The sequence below is a fragment of the Aeromicrobium sp. genome, from assembly GCF_025965075.1.
In the GTDB taxonomy this organism is placed as follows: Bacteria; Actinomycetota; Actinomycetes; order Propionibacteriales; family Nocardioidaceae; genus Aeromicrobium.
In genome coordinates, this window is record NZ_JAOPXQ010000098.1 from 24593 (window position 1) to 41403 (window position 16811).

The 16811-nt window shown below is 71.5% G+C and carries 19 protein-coding genes and 2 tRNA genes; 3 read left to right on the forward strand and 18 right to left on the reverse strand.

The features are described 5' to 3' along the window. Window positions 1-98: 98 nt before the first annotated feature. Complete coding sequence (locus JWQ91_RS06445; protein ID WP_297782037.1) at window positions 99-404, forward strand: GNAT family N-acetyltransferase; 306 nt, start codon at window positions 99-101, stop codon at window positions 402-404. A 4-nt stretch (window positions 405-408) separates the two neighbouring features. On the opposite strand, the gene JWQ91_RS06450 is transcribed toward JWQ91_RS06445, so the two are convergent. Then, window positions 409-837 carry an HAD family acid phosphatase gene (locus tag JWQ91_RS06450; protein ID WP_297782038.1) on the reverse strand — a complete coding sequence of 143 codons (429 nt, stop codon included), beginning with the start codon at window positions 835-837 and terminating at the stop codon, window positions 409-411. A gap of 255 nt (window positions 838-1092) precedes the next feature. Next, window positions 1093-1166, reverse strand: a tRNA-Met gene (locus JWQ91_RS06455). A gap of 27 nt (window positions 1167-1193) precedes the next feature. Here JWQ91_RS06455 and JWQ91_RS06460 point away from each other — a divergent pair. Then, window positions 1194-1934 (forward strand): PIG-L deacetylase family protein, encoded by a 741-nt coding sequence (locus JWQ91_RS06460; RefSeq protein WP_297782039.1) that lies wholly within the window; start codon window positions 1194-1196, stop codon window positions 1932-1934. Window positions 1935-1936: 2 nt separating this feature from the next. On the opposite strand, the gene JWQ91_RS06465 is transcribed toward JWQ91_RS06460, so the two are convergent. The 10 genes from JWQ91_RS06465 to JWQ91_RS06510 form a co-directional block, all read right to left on the reverse strand. Beyond that, window positions 1937-2602 carry a hypothetical protein gene (locus JWQ91_RS06465; protein ID WP_297782040.1) on the reverse strand — a complete coding sequence of 222 codons (666 nt, stop codon included), beginning with the start codon at window positions 2600-2602 and terminating at the stop codon, window positions 1937-1939. Between the two features lie 171 nt (window positions 2603-2773). Beyond that, window positions 2774-2846: transfer RNA gene (locus tag JWQ91_RS06470), tRNA-Asn, on the reverse strand. After that, a complete protein-coding gene (locus tag JWQ91_RS06475; RefSeq protein WP_297782041.1) occupies window positions 2837-3430 on the reverse strand; it encodes a sigma factor in 594 nt (197 codons plus the stop codon). Before JWQ91_RS06475 ends, JWQ91_RS06470 begins: the two co-directional genes overlap by 10 nt. A 75-nt stretch (window positions 3431-3505) precedes the next feature. Continuing rightward, window positions 3506-5410 carry a DNA primase gene (gene dnaG, locus JWQ91_RS06480; RefSeq protein WP_297782042.1) on the reverse strand — a complete coding sequence of 635 codons (1905 nt, stop codon included), beginning with the start codon at window positions 5408-5410 and terminating at the stop codon, window positions 3506-3508. Between the two features lie 55 nt (window positions 5411-5465). Beyond that, complete coding sequence (locus JWQ91_RS06485; protein WP_297782043.1) at window positions 5466-6698, reverse strand: deoxyguanosinetriphosphate triphosphohydrolase; 1233 nt, start codon at window positions 6696-6698, stop codon at window positions 5466-5468. After that, window positions 6695-7159 carry a GNAT family N-acetyltransferase gene (locus tag JWQ91_RS06490; RefSeq protein WP_297782044.1) on the reverse strand — a complete coding sequence of 155 codons (465 nt, stop codon included), beginning with the start codon at window positions 7157-7159 and terminating at the stop codon, window positions 6695-6697. Before JWQ91_RS06490 ends, JWQ91_RS06485 begins: the two co-directional genes overlap by 4 nt. 192 nt (window positions 7160-7351) lie before the next feature. After that, window positions 7352-8203 carry a bifunctional DNA-formamidopyrimidine glycosylase/DNA-(apurinic or apyrimidinic site) lyase gene (gene mutM / locus JWQ91_RS06495; protein WP_297782045.1) on the reverse strand — a complete coding sequence of 284 codons (852 nt, stop codon included), beginning with the start codon at window positions 8201-8203 and terminating at the stop codon, window positions 7352-7354. A gap of 3 nt (window positions 8204-8206) precedes the next feature. Continuing rightward, complete coding sequence (gene rnc, locus JWQ91_RS06500; protein ID WP_297782055.1) at window positions 8207-8875, reverse strand: ribonuclease III; 669 nt, start codon at window positions 8873-8875, stop codon at window positions 8207-8209. Window positions 8876-8913: 38 nt separating this feature from the next. Continuing rightward, a complete protein-coding gene (rpmF, locus tag JWQ91_RS06505) occupies window positions 8914-9099 on the reverse strand; it encodes a 50S ribosomal protein L32 (RefSeq protein ID WP_056607529.1) in 186 nt (61 codons plus the stop codon). 3 nt (window positions 9100-9102) lie between these two features. Then, window positions 9103-9699 carry a DUF177 domain-containing protein gene (locus JWQ91_RS06510; RefSeq protein WP_297782046.1) on the reverse strand — a complete coding sequence of 199 codons (597 nt, stop codon included), beginning with the start codon at window positions 9697-9699 and terminating at the stop codon, window positions 9103-9105. 121 nt (window positions 9700-9820) lie between these two features. On the opposite strand from JWQ91_RS06510, the gene dinB reads away from it, so the two are divergent. Beyond that, a complete protein-coding gene (gene dinB / locus JWQ91_RS06515) occupies window positions 9821-11005 on the forward strand; it encodes a DNA polymerase IV (protein WP_297782047.1) in 1185 nt (394 codons plus the stop codon). Window positions 11006-11023: 18 nt separating this feature from the next. Here the strand turns inward: dinB and JWQ91_RS06520 are convergent, their stop codons facing one another. The 6 genes from JWQ91_RS06520 to JWQ91_RS06545 form a co-directional block, all read right to left on the reverse strand. After that, window positions 11024-11251, reverse strand: coding sequence for a hypothetical protein (locus JWQ91_RS06520; RefSeq protein ID WP_297782048.1), 228 nt, complete (start codon window positions 11249-11251; stop codon window positions 11024-11026). Between the two features lie 101 nt (window positions 11252-11352). After that, window positions 11353-12189: a sigma-70 family RNA polymerase sigma factor gene (locus tag JWQ91_RS06525; protein ID WP_297782049.1), complete on the reverse strand. Its 837-nt coding sequence runs from the start codon at window positions 12187-12189 to the stop codon at window positions 11353-11355. A gap of 1 nt (window position 12190) precedes the next feature. Next, window positions 12191-12664 (reverse strand): pantetheine-phosphate adenylyltransferase, encoded by a 474-nt coding sequence (gene coaD, locus JWQ91_RS06530; protein WP_297782050.1) that lies wholly within the window; start codon window positions 12662-12664, stop codon window positions 12191-12193. 1 nt (window position 12665) lies between these two features. Beyond that, window positions 12666-13211, reverse strand: a complete 546-nt coding sequence (rsmD, locus tag JWQ91_RS06535) for a 16S rRNA (guanine(966)-N(2))-methyltransferase RsmD (RefSeq protein WP_297782051.1) — start codon at window positions 13209-13211, stop codon at window positions 12666-12668. Then, the gene (gene recG / locus JWQ91_RS06540) at window positions 13208-15358 is read right to left on the reverse strand and encodes an ATP-dependent DNA helicase RecG (protein ID WP_297782052.1); all 2151 of its coding nucleotides are present in this window, start codon (window positions 15356-15358) and stop codon (window positions 13208-13210) included. Before recG ends, rsmD begins: the two co-directional genes overlap by 4 nt. After that, window positions 15358-16811 (reverse strand): DAK2 domain-containing protein (locus JWQ91_RS06545; protein ID WP_297782053.1); only part of this gene is annotated, 1454 nt, incomplete at its 5' end. The genes JWQ91_RS06545 and recG, both read right to left, overlap by 1 nt.

The following is a 16811-nucleotide window of genomic DNA, read 5'->3' on the forward strand; positions in this document are numbered from 1 at the left end:
TCCCTAGTGTCGCCTTCCCCAGCGTCTCGGGAGCACCTGGGACCATTGTGACGTACGTTGGCGTCTGCGGACAACACGCCACCCTGGAGGCATGTCGGATGACGACCATCGTGCAGGACAACCCCACCGATTCGCGGTTCGAGATCACCGTCGACGGCGAGCTCGCCGGCTTCGTCGACTACCGCCTGGAGGGTGGGGCGTACGCCCTCCCCCACACCCGGATCTACCCGCAGTTCGAGGGCCGGGGCCTGGGTGGGCAGCTCATCAGCGGCGCGCTGACCGAGATCGCGGCGCGGGGTGGCTCGGTGCTGCCCTACTGCCCGTTCGTCCCCAAGGTCATCCGCGACCACCCCGAGTTCCTCGCGCTCGTGCCCGAGGCGAGGCGCGGCGCGTTCGGTCTCTGAGGCCTCACTCGACGACGTGGACGGCGATCTCGTGGTCGCGCCACAGGTCGATGACCGACGGCTTGTCGTCCCACGCCTCCAGGACGTGGAAGCCGTCCGCCGTGATCTGCTCGAGGATGTCCTTCTTGACCACGACGTCCTTGCGGTAGTCACCCACGATGCGCAGGTAGAGCGCGTCGTACGGCACGCCGTGCTCGACCAGCCAGTCGAGCGTCAGGTCGCGCCAGATGAACTCCCGTGACGACACGACCAGGACCGCGCGGCCGGCCTCGTGCTGGGCGACGGCCGCCGCCACGACCTCGGCGTGCGCCGGGCAGGTGCGTGATGCCCCGTGGAACGCCGGATAGTCCTTGTCGTCACCCTCGATGAGGTGCTCGATGCCCGAGGTGTCGCACAGCGTGCCGTCCATGTCGAAGATCACCGCGTCGCGCATGGCACCAGTGTGGCGCAGGCCGGGCGGCCGGGACATTCCACCCGTCCCGGCGGGGAACGGTGCACCAGTCGCCCTTCCGACCGCGCGCGCCGCCGGGGGCGGTGCACCAGTCGACCTACCGGACCGGGTGAGGGCGACCCCCGCACCGCCACTCCGCCCGTTGGGCGACCCCTGCACCGCCACTCCGCCCGTAGGGCGACCCCTGCACCGCCACCGGAATGGGCTCCGACCGGCGGCGGTCCGGGTGTCGCGCAGTAGGGAGGGCGGGGCTCGAACCCGCGACCCAGGGATTATGAGTCCCCTGCTCTAACCAGCTGAGCTACCTCCCCGAGGGAATGCGCGCCTAGCCTAGCCACATGGAACCCGTACCCCTCGAGCCAGTGGACGAGAGCTGGGAGCGCGCGCTCGTCGTCGTGGCCCATCCGGACGACGTCGAGTTCGGAGCGGCGGCCGCGGTCGCGCGCTGGACCGACCAGGGCAAGTCGGTCGTCTACTGCATGGTGACGAGCGGCGAGGCCGGGATCGACGGCATCCCGCCGGACGAGTGCCGCGAGATCCGGGTCGCCGAGCAGCTCGAGTCGGGCCGGATCGTCGGCGTGGAGACCGTCGACTTCCTCGGCCTGCCCGACGGCGTCCTCGAGTACGGCGTCGACCTGCGTCGGGCCATCACGGCGGTCGTGCGACGGCACCGCCCCGAGGTCATCATCACCAACAACTTCCGGGAGAGCTGGGGCGGCTCGATGCCCAACCAGCCCGACCACATGGCGGTGGGCCGCGCGGCCCTCAACTCCGCCGCGGACGCCGGCAACCGGTGGATCTTTCCCGAGCAGCTCGTCGACGGCCTCGAGCCCTGGGGCGGCGTCACCCAGGTCTGGGCCGCTGGCTCCCCCGACAGCCGGCACGCCGTCGACACGACCGACACGTTCGACCGCGGCGTCGCGTCGCTCGCGGCCCATCGCGCGTACATCGAGGGTCTCGGCTGGACGGACTTCGATCCGGCCGAGTTCCTCGAGGGCATGTCCCGGCCGACCGGCTCACGCCTCGGCGTGACCCATGCGGCTCCCTTCGAGGTGTTCTCCCTCGTCTGGGGGCAGTGAGCTCAGTCCTGCTCCCGGGAGCGGCGGGCGCCGCGATAGGCGCGCTCCCGCAGCCGGGTGGCCCAGTCGTAGTAGTCGAGCCCGGGCAGCCGGTTGAGGACCGGGTCGAACGACGGCGAGTCCGTCGACGGCGACTCCTCCAACGTCATCCGGGCGAACGGCGTCCACGGCCCACGCCCCTGCGCACAGGTCAGGTCGAACGTGCGCGGCTCGCCGTCCACCGGCAGCGCGGCGAGGTTGAGCGGGCCGACCCGGGTGGAGTACGGGATGAGGGTCGAGTACGCCTGGTGGTCCGCGCGGCCGGCGGGGAACAGGACGAACCGGGTCAGTCGCCCGAGGCCCGTCGTCGCCAGCAGGATGTCGGCGTGGCGGGCTCCGTCGGTCGGGATGCGCAGCGCCATGCCGTGGATGTCCGGGAGCGCCGGAGGCAGCCCGGTGGCGCGGGACAGGCGCACCAGGGCCGAGGTCGTGCCGGCCTCGTCGATCCAGGGCACGCCGACCGGCTCCGGCAGCCCCCGACGCTCCACCACGGCGCCGTAGAGCGTCCCTCGGGGGTGCAACGGCTTGGCGGCGGGCCGGAGCCGCCCGACCACGCTGAACGCAACGGAGAGGCCGCGGCCCCCCGCGTCGGCCAGGCCCTGCGACAGACGTCCGGATCGGGTCTCCATGTCGTTGCCCCTCGTTGGGTGCGCGCCCGCCGGGCGACGGCGCTGCCCGACCCGTACCCCGGGATCCGACCCGTACCCGCTCGACCGAGCATCCGCGACGAGACGATCGGTCCGATCGCGCGCCCCGGGAACGACGAAACGGCGCCGAATGTCGACGCCGTTCCGGTCCTGCTCCCCCACTTGGACTCGAACCAAGAACCCTCCGATTAACAGTCGAATGCTCTGCCAATTGAGCTATGGGGGATCGGCTCCTCGCTGCGGAGGAGCACGGTCGACAACTTTAGCAAGTCCCCTGCGGAGTTGTCGCATCGCCTTCCCCTCGCGTGTTCGGACCTGCGCGACGGACACTCCCAGGTGCTGTGCCACGGCGATTCGCGACATCGGGATCGGGGTGTCACCCGCGAGTCCGAACCTCAGACGGACGACCTCGGCGAGCTCCTCGGGCAGCCCCTCCAGGAGGTCCGTGGAACTGACCCCCGGGTCCTCGACGGCCGGCTCCAGGTCACCGAGCGGAAGGTCCGGGAGAGCCTCCCGGTGCATCTCGGCACCGATCCAGTGCCACGCGTACGTCGCCAGGCGGACCCCACGGTCGGGATCGAACCGGTCGATCGCCCGGATCAGCCCGATCGCGCCGGACTGGACGGCTTCGCGGAGCTCCTCGCCACTGAGGCCGCGCAGCCGGGCCCGGAGGGCGACCGACCGCAGGCCGGACGTGATGAGCTCCGCACGGGCGTCGAGGTCGCCGGTGCGGGCGAGCCGGGCCAGGGCCCGCTCCTCGGCCGCGTCGATCGGTTGGCGGGCCAGCAGGTCGCGCACGAAGTCATCCACTCCCCCAGCCTCGGCCGTCTCGCGCCGACGTGGTCGCCTCGACGACCCGGCTGTGGACGCCGGGAAGCGTCACCGTCAGCTGGGGACGTCCTCGCCGAGCGAGCGGTCCCGCAGCTGGCGGAACTGCTGCTCCAGCGCGATGAGCTCGCCGAACATCCGGTTGTAGACCTCGGCCTGCTCGATCGGGTTGGTGCGCTGCAGCTTGGACTTGACGTCCGCGATGCTCCGACCGAGGGTCAGCAGCTGGAGCCGGATGACGACCGAGGCGACGACGGCGGGCGTGTTGCCCTCCCGGGCGCGCATCGGCTCGACCGCGGCGATCGACAGGATGCGCTTGGCGTCCTCGTCGGCGACGCTGTCGGCCAGCTGCGGGAGCCAGTTGGTGTCGGGCCCGGTCGGCCACGGCATCTTCTCGATGTGCTGCCACAGGAGCCGCGAGATGGGATGGGTGAAGTCGTTGTCGTCCAGGTCCTCGGCGACCGCCGCGGCGAGGTGGGGGTGCTGCACGATCGCCTTGAGCGCCTCCCGCTCGTCGGCGAACTGGGGCAGGCCGAAGTTGACCGCCGGGGACGGGATCGCCGCCGGTGCAGCCTCGGCGACCGCGGCCTGCTGGGCACCGGTCCTGGGCGCACCGGCCTTGGGCGCGGAGGCGGCGCGCCGGCGGTGCTCGGACCGGACCTGCTCGATGTCGGTGCCGACGCGTCCGGCGATCTCCCGCAGCAGCGCGTCGACCTTGGACTTGTCGCGGATCGCGGACGCCAGCGAGACCGCCTCCCGGACGGCATCGACCCGTTGGTCGCCGCGGTCGAGGTCGTACTTGCCCAGCATGTTGTCGAGCACGAAGCGGTAGAGCGGGATCCGGGACGCGACGAGCTCGCGCACCGCGGCGTCGCCGTCGGCCAGGCGCAGGTCGCACGGGTCCATCCCGCGGGGCTCGACCGCGACATAGGTCTGGGCGACGAACTGCTGGTCGCCGTTGAACGTCTTGAGGGCCGCACGCTGGCCGGCCTCGTCGCCGTCGAACGTGAAGATGACCTCGCCGTGGAACGCCTGGTCGTCCAGCATCAGCCGGCGCATGACCCGCGCATGGTCCTCGCCGAACGCCGTGCCGCACGTCGCGACGGCAGTCGTCACGCCGGCCTCGTGGCAGGCCATGACGTCGGTGTAGCCCTCGACGATGACGGCCTGGCTCGAGGACGAGATCGAGCGGCGGGCCAGGTCGAGACCGTAGAGGACCTGGCTCTTCTTGTAGATCGGCGTCTCGGACGTGTTGAGGTACTTCGCCTCGACCCGGTCGTCGTCGAACATGCGCCGGGCGCCGAAGCCGATGACCTCGCCGGTCATCTCCCGGATCGGCCAGAGCAGGCGTCCGCGGAACCGGTCGTAGAGGCCGCGGGAGCCGCGCGAGGCGAGCCCCCCGACGACCAGCTCCTCCTCCGTGAAGCCCTTGCCGCGCAGGTGGGACACGAGCGCCTCGCCGCCGCGTGGCGCGAAGCCCATCCCGAACCGCTCGGCGGCGGCCTGGTCGAAGCCGCGGTCCTGGACGAACTGCCGGCCGGCCTGGGCGTCGGGCGACGACTGGAGCGCGGCGGCGTAGAACTCGCCGGCCTCGCGGTGCGCGGCGAGCAGCCGCGGCCGCTGGTGCGGGTCACGGCGCGGGCCGGGGGTGCCACCCTCCTCGTAGCGGAGCGTGATGCCGCCCTTGGCCGCCAGCCGCTCGACCGTCTCGACGAAGCTCAGCCCCTCGATCTCCATCACGAACCTGAAGACGTCTCCGCCGGCACCGCAGCCGAAGCAGTGGTAGGAGCCGACCGAGGGACGGACGTTGAACGACGGGGACTTCTCGTCGTGGAACGGGCACAGCCCCTTGCGGGAGCCGCCGCCGGCGTTCTTGAGGGTCACGTACTGCTCGACGACCTCGTCGATGCGGGTGCGTTCGCGGACGAGCTGGATGTCCTCGTCCTTGATGCGCCCGGCCATGGGGTGAATGTTAGTCGCCGCCCACCACGGGCGATCGGCCCGCACCGCCTCCGGGTCAGCTCAGGAGGCGTAGCGCCCAGGCCCGGGCGGACACGTCGGTCAGGCTCGCGACCTGGTCGATCACGACCCGGCGGCGGGCCGCGTCGTCGGTGGCCCGGGTGAAGTCCTCGGCGAACTCGGCCTCCAGCTCGCGCCCCTCCGAGCGGTCGAGCACGTCGACGAGGGCCAGCAGCAGCTCGCGCTGGCGTCCCAGTGGGCCGGCCCGGTCGTCGGAGCGCATGACGTAGTGGGCCGCGATCGACTTCAGCACCGTGATCTCGTCGCGGGTCTCGGCCGGGACCTCCAGGTCGGCGCCGAACCGGGTCAGCGGACCCGACCCCCAGGTCCGGACCGTGGCGAGCTCGGCGGCGTGCGCGAAGCGGCCGATCAGGGCGCTCGTGAGGCTCTTGAGGACCGCCCGCTCGGCCCGGCTGCCGTCGAACGACGTCGTCGGCCACTCCGGCATCTCCTGCAGCCGGGCGAGCGCCGCGTCGAGCCGGTCGTCGGTCGCGGTGTCGTCGTACCAGTCGCGGGCGACCCCGCGGATCGACGCGGTGTCGAGCGTGCCGCCCCGCAGCTCGAACCAGCCACCCACGACACCGTCCTCGACGTCGTGCACCGAGTACGCGATGTCGTCGGCCAGGTCCATGACCTGCGCCTCGATCGGGCGTCGTCGCAGTGGGGCGCCGTCACGGAGCCAGTCGAAGACCGGCCGGTCGTCGGAGTACGCACCGAACTTCGCGCTCCCGTCCGGCGCCTCGCCGCGGGGCCACGGATACTTCACGCACGCCGACAGCGTCGCCCGGGTCAGGTTGAGCCCGACGCTGCGACCGTCCGGGCCGAACGCCTTGGACTCCAGCCGGCTCAGGATCCGCAGGGTCTGCGCGTTGCCCTCGAAACCGCCGCACCCCTGCGCCGCCTCGTCCAGGGCGACCTCCCCGTTGTGCCCGAACGGCGGGTGCCCGAGATCGTGCGCCAGCGCGGCGGAGTCGACGATGTCCGGATTGCAGCCCAGCGCCTTGCCGAGCTCACGGGCGACCTGGGCCACCTCGAGCGAGTGGGTCAGGCGGTTGCGGACGAAGTCGTCGAACCCCGCACCCATGACCTGAGTCTTGGCCGACAGCCGGCGCAGCGCGGCGGAGTGGACGACGCGCGCACGGTCCCGCTCGAAGGGCGTACGCCCCGAGCGCTTGGGTGGCTCGTCGACGAAGCGCTCCCACGCCTCCTCGCCGTACGGCTGGTCGGTCATCGGATCGTCTTGGCCATCGTGTGGCTCGTGGTCCCGAACCCCGAGGTCTCGTAGAGGCCGATCGCGGTCTCGTTGTGGGCGAACACGTGGAGCCGCAGCACCCCGATGCTGTGGTCGGCGCACCAGCCCTCGGCCGCCTCGAGGAGCTCGCGCCCCAGCCCGCGACCACGGTGATCGGCCCGGACCTCGATGTCGTAGATGTAGGTCTCCGGCACGGTCAGGTCGGGATCCGTGAAGAGCCACAGCACGCCGACCTCCACGCCGTCGACCGTGCCGACGAAGAGGTCGTGCCCGTCGGTGTCGACGCCGTCGGGCAGGAGCTCCGCCTGCTCCCGGCACGACCGCGCGACCGCGCCGTCCTCGAGCCAGCTGCCGGACTCGACCTTCTCACGGGCGTAGCTGAGGACCAGCTGGTCGTTCCACGGCCCGAACCGCTCGGCAGTCATGGGCTCAAGGATCATGTCCACAGGGTAGCGACGAGCGCCCGCACTCCGGCGCACGCAGTTGCCACGTTTCGGACCCGTCCCGACGATCTGCGCGCCGTCATCTCGTCTGTGCAGATCGACCACCCCACGCCAGACCGTTCCGGGCCGACGCCCGGACTGGTGGCTGATCTACCGGAGGGGTCGAGCGGCGCTACGCACCCTGAGGAGTCAGAACTTGCCGTTGCGGGGACGCGGCTGGCAGGTCGGGCACCAGAACGACGACCGGTTCATGAACGCGTCGCGGCGGATGGGGGTGCCGCACCGCTGGCACGGCTCGCCCTCCTGCCCGTACGCCTGCAGGGACCGGTCGAAGTAGCCGCTGTTGCCGTTGACGTTGACGTAGAGCGCGTCGAACGACGTGCCGCCCTGGGCCAACGCCTCGCGCATGACCTCGCCGATGTGGGTCAGCAGCCCCTCGACCTCGCGGGTCCGGAGGTGCCGGGTGTTGCGGGCGTAGTGCAGCGGCGTGCGCCACAGGGCCTCGTCGGCGTAGATGTTGCCGACCCCCGAGATCAGCGTCTGGTCGAGGATCGCGCGCTTGACGCCGGTCTGGCGCTTCCGGATCCGGGTGGAGAACGCGGCGGCGTCGAACAACGGGTCCAGCGGGTCGCGGGCGATGTGCGCGATCTCCGGCGGCAGCTCGGCACCGTCCTCGCTGAACGCCATGCCGCCGAAGATCCGCTGGTCGGCGAACCGCAGCTCCCGGCCGTCGTCGAGGGTCAGGGCGATCCGCAGATGGCGCGGCGGCGGAGCGGCGGCCTCGGAGATCAGGAACTGCCCGCTCATCCCGAGGTGGCACAGCACGGCGTCACCGTGATCGAGCTGCAGCCAGAGATACTTGCCGCGCCGTGCGGCGCCCACGACCGTACGTCCTTGGAGCCGGTGGCCGAAGTCGGCCGGGCCGGGCAGGTGGCGACGCAGCGACCGGACGTCGTGGACCGTGACGCCCACGATCGTGCGGCCGACCACGTGGTCGGCGATGCCGATGCGGACGACCTCGACCTCGGGGAGCTCCGGCACGGGTCAGGTGGTGGCGTCGAGCTCGGTGCTGATGGCCCGCCAGGCGATCTCGGCGACCATCTGCTCGGCTTCCTTCTTGGAGCGGCCGGCGCCGCCGCCGTAGGTGGTCTCGCCGACGACGACCTCGGCCGTGAAGCTCTTGTCGTGGTCGGGACCGGTGCCCACCAGGACGTACTGCGGCACACCGAGGTTGTTGTTGGCGGCGATCTCCTGCAGCGACGTCTTCCAGTCCAGGCCCGCACCGAGCTCGGCGGCGACCGCGATCACGGGATCGAACACGCGGTGGATGACCTCCGCGGCGCGCTCGATGCCGAACTGCACGTAGATCGCGCCCAGGAGCGCCTCGACCGTGTCGGACAGGATCGAGGCCTTGTCGCGCCCACCGGTCGACTCCTCGCCACGGCCGAGCCGGACGTGCTCGCCAATGCCGAGCGTGCGCGCCACCTCGGCGAGCGCCTTGGCGCTGACCACGGCGGCGCGAAGCTTCGCGAGCTGCCCCTCGGGCAGGTCGGGATGGCCCGTGAAGAGCGTGTCGGTGACGACGAGCCCGAGCACCGAGTCCCCGAGGAACTCGAGGCGCTCGTTGTTGGGCACACCGCCGTTCTCGTACGCGAATGAGCGGTGCGTCAGCGCGTGCTGAAGCAGCTCCGGGTCGAGATCCTGGACTCCCAGGACGTCCCGGAGCGCCTCAGCGTCAACTGCGGCAGAGATCAGAGGACCTGGCGACGCTCGCCGCGAGCTCCGTACTGTCCACACTTGGTGCACGCGTGGTGCGGCTGCACCTTGGAGTCACACGCAGGGTTGGCGCAGTCGACGATCGCCGTTGCGGTGGTCTTCCACTGCGAACGACGGTGACGCGTGTTGCTGCGCGACATCTTCCTCTTCGGGACTGCCACGATCTACTCCTTGCTGTCGTCGGACGTGATGTCCGACTCTGACTGGTCGGCTGACGGGACCGGTTGCTCCGCCAGCTGGCTCAGCGCCGACCATCGTGGGTCGATCGCCTCACCGTGTGTGTGCTCTGGATCATCCGCGAGCCGTGCGCCGCACTCGGGGCACAGTCCCGGACATTCCGGACCACACAACGGGTTGTGCGGCAGTGCGAGCACCACCGCGTCCCGCAGGACGATTTCGAGGTCGAGCTGGTCGTCCTCGAGGACATGATCCTCCTCGTCCGCATCCTCCGGTGTGGAGGGTGCTTCGAAGAGGTAGAGCTCCTGGAATCCGACGGTGACAGCTTCGTCGATCGGCTCCAGGCACCGCACGCACTCGCCCACTGCCCGCGCCGAGGCGGTCCCTGTCGCCAGGAGCCCTTCCATGATCGCCTCGAGCCGGAGCTCGATCTCGATCGTGGAACCCTCGGGAACGGCGTAGACGTCGTATCCCATCTCTGCCGGCGCCGGGATGGTCAGCTGCAGCGTACGTTCGGTGCCGGGATGACGACCCATATCGTGGGTGTCGATGACCAGCGGTCCGGACAGCACGTTTTCACCCATCCATCCAAGAGCACGACAAGAGTTCGACCTGCAAGCAGGCCGAGGTAAATCGTAACCCGCCGGGCCACGCCGAGGCCAATCGGCCACACCGACTGTCCGCCGTCGGTGACACCATGGCGACATGACCGAGGGCACCGTCCTGCACGCCGACCTCGACGCGTTCTACGCGTCGGTCGAGCAGCGCGACGACCCGTCGCTGCGCGGGCGGCCCGTCATCGTCGGCGGCGGGGTCGTGCTGGCGGCGAGCTACGAGGCCAAGGCGCGCGGCGTCCGGACGGCAATGGGTGGGCGTCAGGCGCTCCGCGCGTGTCCCGACGCGATCGTCGTGCCCCCGCGGATGAGCGCCTACACCGAGGCGAGCCGCGCGGTGTTCGAGGTGTTTCACGACACCACGCCGGTCGTCGAGGGCATCTCGATCGACGAGGCGTTCCTCGAGGTCGGGGGCCTGCGCCGGATCCGGGGCGCCCCGTCGGTCATCGCCCAGCAGCTGCGTGACGACGTCCGCGAGCGGGTCGGGCTGCCGATCTCGGTCGGCGTCGCCCGGACGAAGTACCTCGCCAAGGTCGCCTCCGCGGTCTCCAAGCCGGAGGGACTGCTGGTCGTGCCGGTCGAGCGGGAGCTCGAGTTCCTCCACGCCCTGCCGGTCGAACGCCTGTGGGGTGTCGGCAAGGTCACGTCCGCCAAGCTGCGCGAGGCGCGCATCCACACCGTCGGCGACGTGGCGCAGATGTTCGAGGTCGAGCTGGTCCAGCTGCTCGGGCCGGGTGCCGGCCGCCACCTGCACGCGCTGGCCCACAACCGGGACCCTCGGCCGGTGCAGACCGGGAAGCGTCACGGGTCGATGGGCGCTCAGCACGCGATCGGATCGGGCCGGCACTCGGCCGCCGAGCTCGACCTGACCCTGCTGACGCTGGTCGACCGGGTGACGCGCCGGATGCGGGCCGCCGGGCGTACCGGCAGCACCGTGACGATCCGGCTGCGGTTCGGCGACTTCACCCGGTCCACCTCCTCGCACACGCTGTCGCAACCCACGGCGCACACCCTGACGGTCCTGGACACCGCCCGGCTGCTCCTGGCGTCCCGGGCCGGTGCGATCAAGGAGCGCGGCATCACCCTGATCGGCGTGTCGGTCGGATCGCTGGACGACCAGCCCGAGCAGCTGTCGCTGCCGCTCGACGTGACGAGCGGGGCCGAGCTCGACTCGGTCATCGACGCCGTCCGGGACAAGTTCGGCTCGGCGGCGCTCCGCCGCGCGGTCCAGGTCGGCACCCGGGACCCCCTCGCAGTCCCCCAGCTCCCGGACTGAGTGCCGGGGCCCGGGCGATCAACCCTCCGGCAGGGCGGCGAAGGCCTTCTTCATGTCGCGGTACCAGCCCAGAGACTTCTTGGGGTGCCGCCACCGGGACTTCATCGCGTCACGCGCCTCCTGGTGGACGGGGTCCCCCGCCTTCTCCGCCTCCTTGAGGTGCTTGTCCTGGGCGTTGATGACGTCATCGGCGCTCTCGCCGCGGTGCTCGAGGTCGCAGGGACCTCCGAGCTGTCGACAGGTCATGGTCTTCATGATGCGGTGCTCCCGTTCGGTGGTGGGGCCTGGATGACCAGGCTGACACCTTGTTGACGTCCGGAGGCGGCCGGATGTGACAGCGGCCGGGCTCAGGTGCGCGGACTCGCGCCGTCGCGCCGGGACACCTGCGCCAGCGTCGCGGGATCGGCGCGGAACGTGATGCCGCGGACGACCCCGTCGACGACCGTGAAGTCGAACACCACCTTCGCCTCCCCGCGATGGAACCAGGCCGCGCCCGGACGGTCGCCGACGTGCACGGGAAGGGCCGAGTGGGCGCTGCCGTTGAAGAACTCGGCGACCTGACGTCCCCCGCGGATGGCCTCCGGCGTTCCCGCCACGACCGCGGCCCGGTCGGCCGTCACGTCCGCGTCGGGGGCCAGGAGCTGGATGAGGCGGTAGAAGTCGCCGTGCCGGGCCGCCGCCATGAACGCGTCGACGACCTCCCACGTGGCCGGGCGGGCGTCGGGCGCCGGATCGCTGACCTTGGCCCGAGCGCGGGACGCCAGCTTGCGGGCGGACGCCGGCGTCGTGTCGAGGACCCCCGCGATCGTGGCGAACTCGATGTCGAAGCTGTCGTGCAGCACGAAGGCCACCCGCTCGGCCGGCGTGAGTCGATCGAGCACGACGACCAGCGCGGCTCCGACGGAGTCGGCGAGCGCGACCTCGTCGGCCGGGTCGGGAGCCGTCCCGGCCTCGCCGACGTCCTCGACCGGGACGGGCGTGCGGGCGCGGAGGCGATCCAGGCACAGCCGGGTCGTGACGGTCGTGAGCCAGGCCGGGAGGCTCGCGATGTCCGCGTCGGAGGCGGAGAGGCGCAACCACGCGCGCTGCACGACGTCCTCGGCCTCGGCCTGGTCGACCAGCACGCGGGCCGCGATGGCGACCAGCCTGGGCCGCTCGGCCTCGAACTCGGCCGTCCGGTCCACGTCAGGCGAACTTGGCCTTGAGCTCGGCGTTGACGAAGTCGGGCACCAGGGCCGACACGTCGCCGCCGTGCTTGGCGACCTCCTTGACCAGGCTGGAGGCGAGGAAGGAGTACTCCGGGGAGGTGGGGATGAACAGGGTGTCGACCTCGGTGAGGCTGCCGTTCATCTGCGCCATCTGCAGCTCGTAGTCGAAGTCCGTGACGGCGCGCAGGCCCTTGACGATGGCGTCCACGTCGTGGGTCGAGCAGAAGTCGACCAGGAGCCCCGTGAAGGAGGCCGTCGACACGTTGGGCAGGTGCTCGGTGGCCCGGTCGAGCAGGTCGAGACGCTCCTCGACCGTGAACAGTCCCGTCTTGGACTCGTTGACGAGCACCGCGACGACGACCTCGTCGAACAGGCGCGAGGCGCGGTTGACGATGTCGAGGTGACCATTGGTCACGGGGTCGAAGGATCCGGGACACACGACCTTGGTCATGTCAGCGACCGTACCAAAGGGTCGTCTCGCCGTACTTCTTGTCCCGGAGCGGCTCGATCCCGGCCGGCCACTCGAACGGGTCCCGGGTCGCGCGCTCGACCACGAAGAGCGTGTCCGGCGTCGCGAACGAGTCCTTGATCGCGGCCACGAGCCGCGCCACCCCGGCAGTCGTCACGGCGTAGGGCGGGTCGACGAAGACCAGGTCGAAGGCGTCCGCGGCGTCGTCCTCGATCCACCGCTCGGCCTTGGCGCGGGCGACCGTGCCGGAGGCGCCGAGCTCGCGGAGGTTGGTCTTGATGACCGCGGCGGCCCGGGCGTCGGCCTCCACGAACGTTGCGGACGCGGCGCCCCGTGACAGCGCCTCCAGGCCCAGCGCTCCCGAGCCGGCGAACAGGTCCAGCACGACGAGGTCGGCGAAGCCGCCCAGCTCGGACTCCAGGGAGGAGAACATCGCCTCGCGCACCCGGTCGCTGGTCGGCCGCGTCCCGTCGCCCTTGGGCGTCTGGATGCGACGCCCGCCGTGGGTCCCCGCGATGATCCGGGTCATGTGCGCTCCAGGTAGTCGGCCTGCTCGGACCGCTCGAGCTCCTCGACGGCGGCGGCCAGGGCCGCGTGCGACCCCAGCGTCGGATCATCCTGCACCAGCGCATCGGCCGCGGCCCGGGCGTCGTCGATGACGTCGCCGTCCTTGACGACCGAGAGCAGCCGAAGGCTGGAGCGTATGCCCGACTGCCGGGAGCCGAGGACGTCGCCCTCGCGGCGCAGCTCGACGTCGAGCCGGGACAGCTCGAACCCGTCGGTCGTCGAGGCGACCGCGTCGAGCCGCTCCCGCGCCGGCGAGTCCGCGTCGCTGGTGGTGACCAGCAGGCACAGCCCGGCCTCGCTCCCCCGGCCGACCCGTCCACGCAGCTGGTGCAGCTGGGAGACCCCGAACCGGTCGGCATCCATGATGACCATGACCGTCGCGTTGGGGACGTCGACGCCGACCTCGACGACGGTCGTCGCGACCAGCACGTCGAGCGCACCGGACGCGAACGCGTTCATCGCGGCGTCCTTGTCGTCGGGGCTCATCCGTCCGTGCAGCGTGCCGACCCGCAGCCCGTGCAGCGCCCCGCCGACGAGCTCCTCGTGCAGCTCCACCAGGGAGCTCGTCTCGCTCTCCGAGCCCTCCCCGTCGGACGCAGTGTCACCGATGCGGGACACCACGACGTACGCCTGACGACCCTTGGCGACCTCCTCGCGGACCCGCTGCCAGCCGCGGTCGAGCCAGGCGGGGCGCTCGGCGGCCGGGACGACGGTGGTCTGGATGGGCTGGCGGCCGGCGGGCAGCTCGCGCAACGTCGACACCTCGAGGTCGCCGAACACCGACATCGCGATCGTGCGCGGGATCGGCGTGGCCGTCATGACCAGCACGTGCGGCGTGACCTCGGCGCGGTCGACCAGCGCGGCCCGCTGCTCGACGCCGAAGCGGTGCTGCTCGTCGACGACCAGCAGGCCCAGCTCGGCGAGCTGGACGTGGTCCTGGATCAGGGCGTGCGTGCCGATGACGATCCCGGCCTCGCCCGAGGCGGCGTCCAGCAGGGAGGCGTTGCGGGCCTTGGCACCCATCGACCCGGTCAGGAGCCGGACCCGGGTGGCGCCGTCGGCGCCACCGATCATCCCTCCCTTGGCGAGGTCACCCAGCATCGCGGTGATGGCGCGGTAGTGCTGCGACGCCAGGACCTCGGTCGGCGCCAGCAGGGCGGCCTGGGCTCCCGCGTCAACGACCTGCAGCATCGCCAGCAGGGCGACGATCGTCTTGCCCGAGCCGACCTCGCCCTGGAGCAGCCGGTGCATCGGGTGGGTGCGTGCCAGGTCGGCGCCGATCTCGCCGACGACGGTGCGCTGCCCCTCGGTCAGGACGAACGGGAGCTGCTGCTCGAACCGGTCCCGCAGCCCACCGGCGACGACGGGCCGGGCCGCGGCCCGCTCCTGCTCGAGGGTGTGGCGCCGCTGGGCGAACACGGTCTGCACGACGAACGCCTCCTCGAAACGGAACCGGTCGCGGCCGCGCTGCCAGTCCTTGGCCGTGCGGGGACGGTGGACGGCCTCGAGCGAGCCGGGCAGGTCGAAGAAGTCCCGGGCGTCCCGGATCTCCGCCGGGAGCGGATCCTCGACCGGGTCGAGAGCGTCGAGGCACATCTCGACGCACTGGGCGATCCGCCACGACGGCATCTTGGCGGTGGCGCGGTAGAGCGGGATGATGCCGCGGCTCAGCCGGGACGACTCGGTCGGGTCGTCGGTCTCCTTGATGGGCTCCCAGTCGGGGTGGGTCAGCTGCAGCTTGCGGTTGAACTCGCTGACGACACCGGCCGCCAGGCCCAGCGAGCCCGGCTCCATCGACTTGAGCCGCCAGCCCTGCTGGAAGAAGGTCAACGTCAGGTGGCCCGTGCCGTCGGTCACCACGACCTCGGTGCGGGTGCGCTTGCCACCGGGACCGAAGGAGAAGTTCTTGACCGACGCGACCCGCGCCATGATCGTGACGTGCTGGCCGACCTCGAGCTGCGACAGGTCGGTCAGCTTGCCGAGCTCGGCGTAGCGGCGGGGGTAGTGCCGCAGCAGGTCACCCACGACGACCATGTCGAAGGCGGCCGTCAGGGGCTTGGTGGTCTTGTCGCCGAGGATGTTGACGAGCTTGGTCGTGAGGTCGACCATCACTCGACCGCGATGAACAACGGATAGTTCTCCTGGCCGCCGTCGTAGACCAGCAGGTCGACGTCGGGCCGGGTCAGCCGGAGATGGGCGGAGATCGACTCCTCGACCAGCCCCTCGACGCCTTCTCCCAGCACGACGGTCAGCATCTCACCCGCCGGGGACAGGATCCGGTCGATGACGGCGTAGGCCACCTCCAGGACGTCGTCGCCGACGACCGCGAAGTCCCCCGCCACGACCCCGAGGATGTCGCCGGCCCGCACGGGTCCGGCCATCGTCATCCCGGCCTCCGTCGCGACCGTCACGGCACCGTGCTGCGTGCTGGCCGCGGCGCTCGACATCGCGACGACGACCTCGTCGAAGCCCAGGCCGGGATCGTGCACGGCCAGCGCCGCGAGCCCCTGCACCTGGGCGAGGGTCGGGATCACCGCGACGCGTACGCCGTCCTGTCGGGCCGCCTGCGCGGCGGCCTCGAACTGGCGGACGTAGCGCGAGTTGTTGGGCAGCACGATGATCTCGCCGGCGTTGACGTCACGCAGCGACGCGCTCATCTCCGCGACGGTCAACGGGTGCTCGCGGGTGAACTCGAGCGCCGTCGCCCCCGCCTCGCGGCACAGTGCCGTGAGGCCCTCGCCGGTGGTGGCGGCGATGACGACCCGTTCGCGCTGCGGCCCCTGGGCGATCTGGTCGGCGAAGTGCGTCACGGCGATCCGGTAGGGCCGGCCGGCGGCGATGCCGACCTCGATCGCCGCCCCGACGTCGTCGACGTGGACGTGGACGTTCCAGAGCCGGTCGCCACCGACGACGACCAGCGAGTCACCCAGCGGCAGGAGCGCACGGCGCAGGTCCGGGATCCGGTCGTCGTCGGCCTCGAGGAGGTACATGACCTCGTAGGACGGACCGTCAGCGCTGAGCTCGTCGTCCGCGGCGCGGATCGGCACCGGGATCGAGGCCACGACCCGTTCGGGCAGGCGGCCGGTCAGCGCCTGCTCCGTCGCGTCGAGCACGACGACCAGCGCGCGGCCACCCGCGTCGACGACACCGGCCCGGGCAAGCACCTCCATCTGCTCGGGCGTGCGCGCCAGCGCCTCGCGGGCGGCGGCGGCGGCCTTGGCGAAGACCGTCCGGCCGTCGACCCCCGCCTCGGCCGCCTCGGTCGCTCCCGCGGCCGCGGCCTTGGCCACCGAGAGGATCGTGCCCTCGACGGGCGCGCCGACGGCGGCCCAGGCCGCGTCCGACGCCGAGACGAAGGAGCGGGCCACGTCGGTCGCGCTGATCTCACCGCCCCGCAGGTCCAGGTCGCGGAAGCACGCCCGGATCAGCTGGGAGAGGATCACGCCGGTGTTGCCCTTGGCCCCCGTGAGCAGCCCCACGACGTACGCCCTGACGACCGCCTCGAACGGCTCCTCGGCACCCAGCGGCTCGACGGCGTCGGCTCCCGCCATCAGCGTGAGAT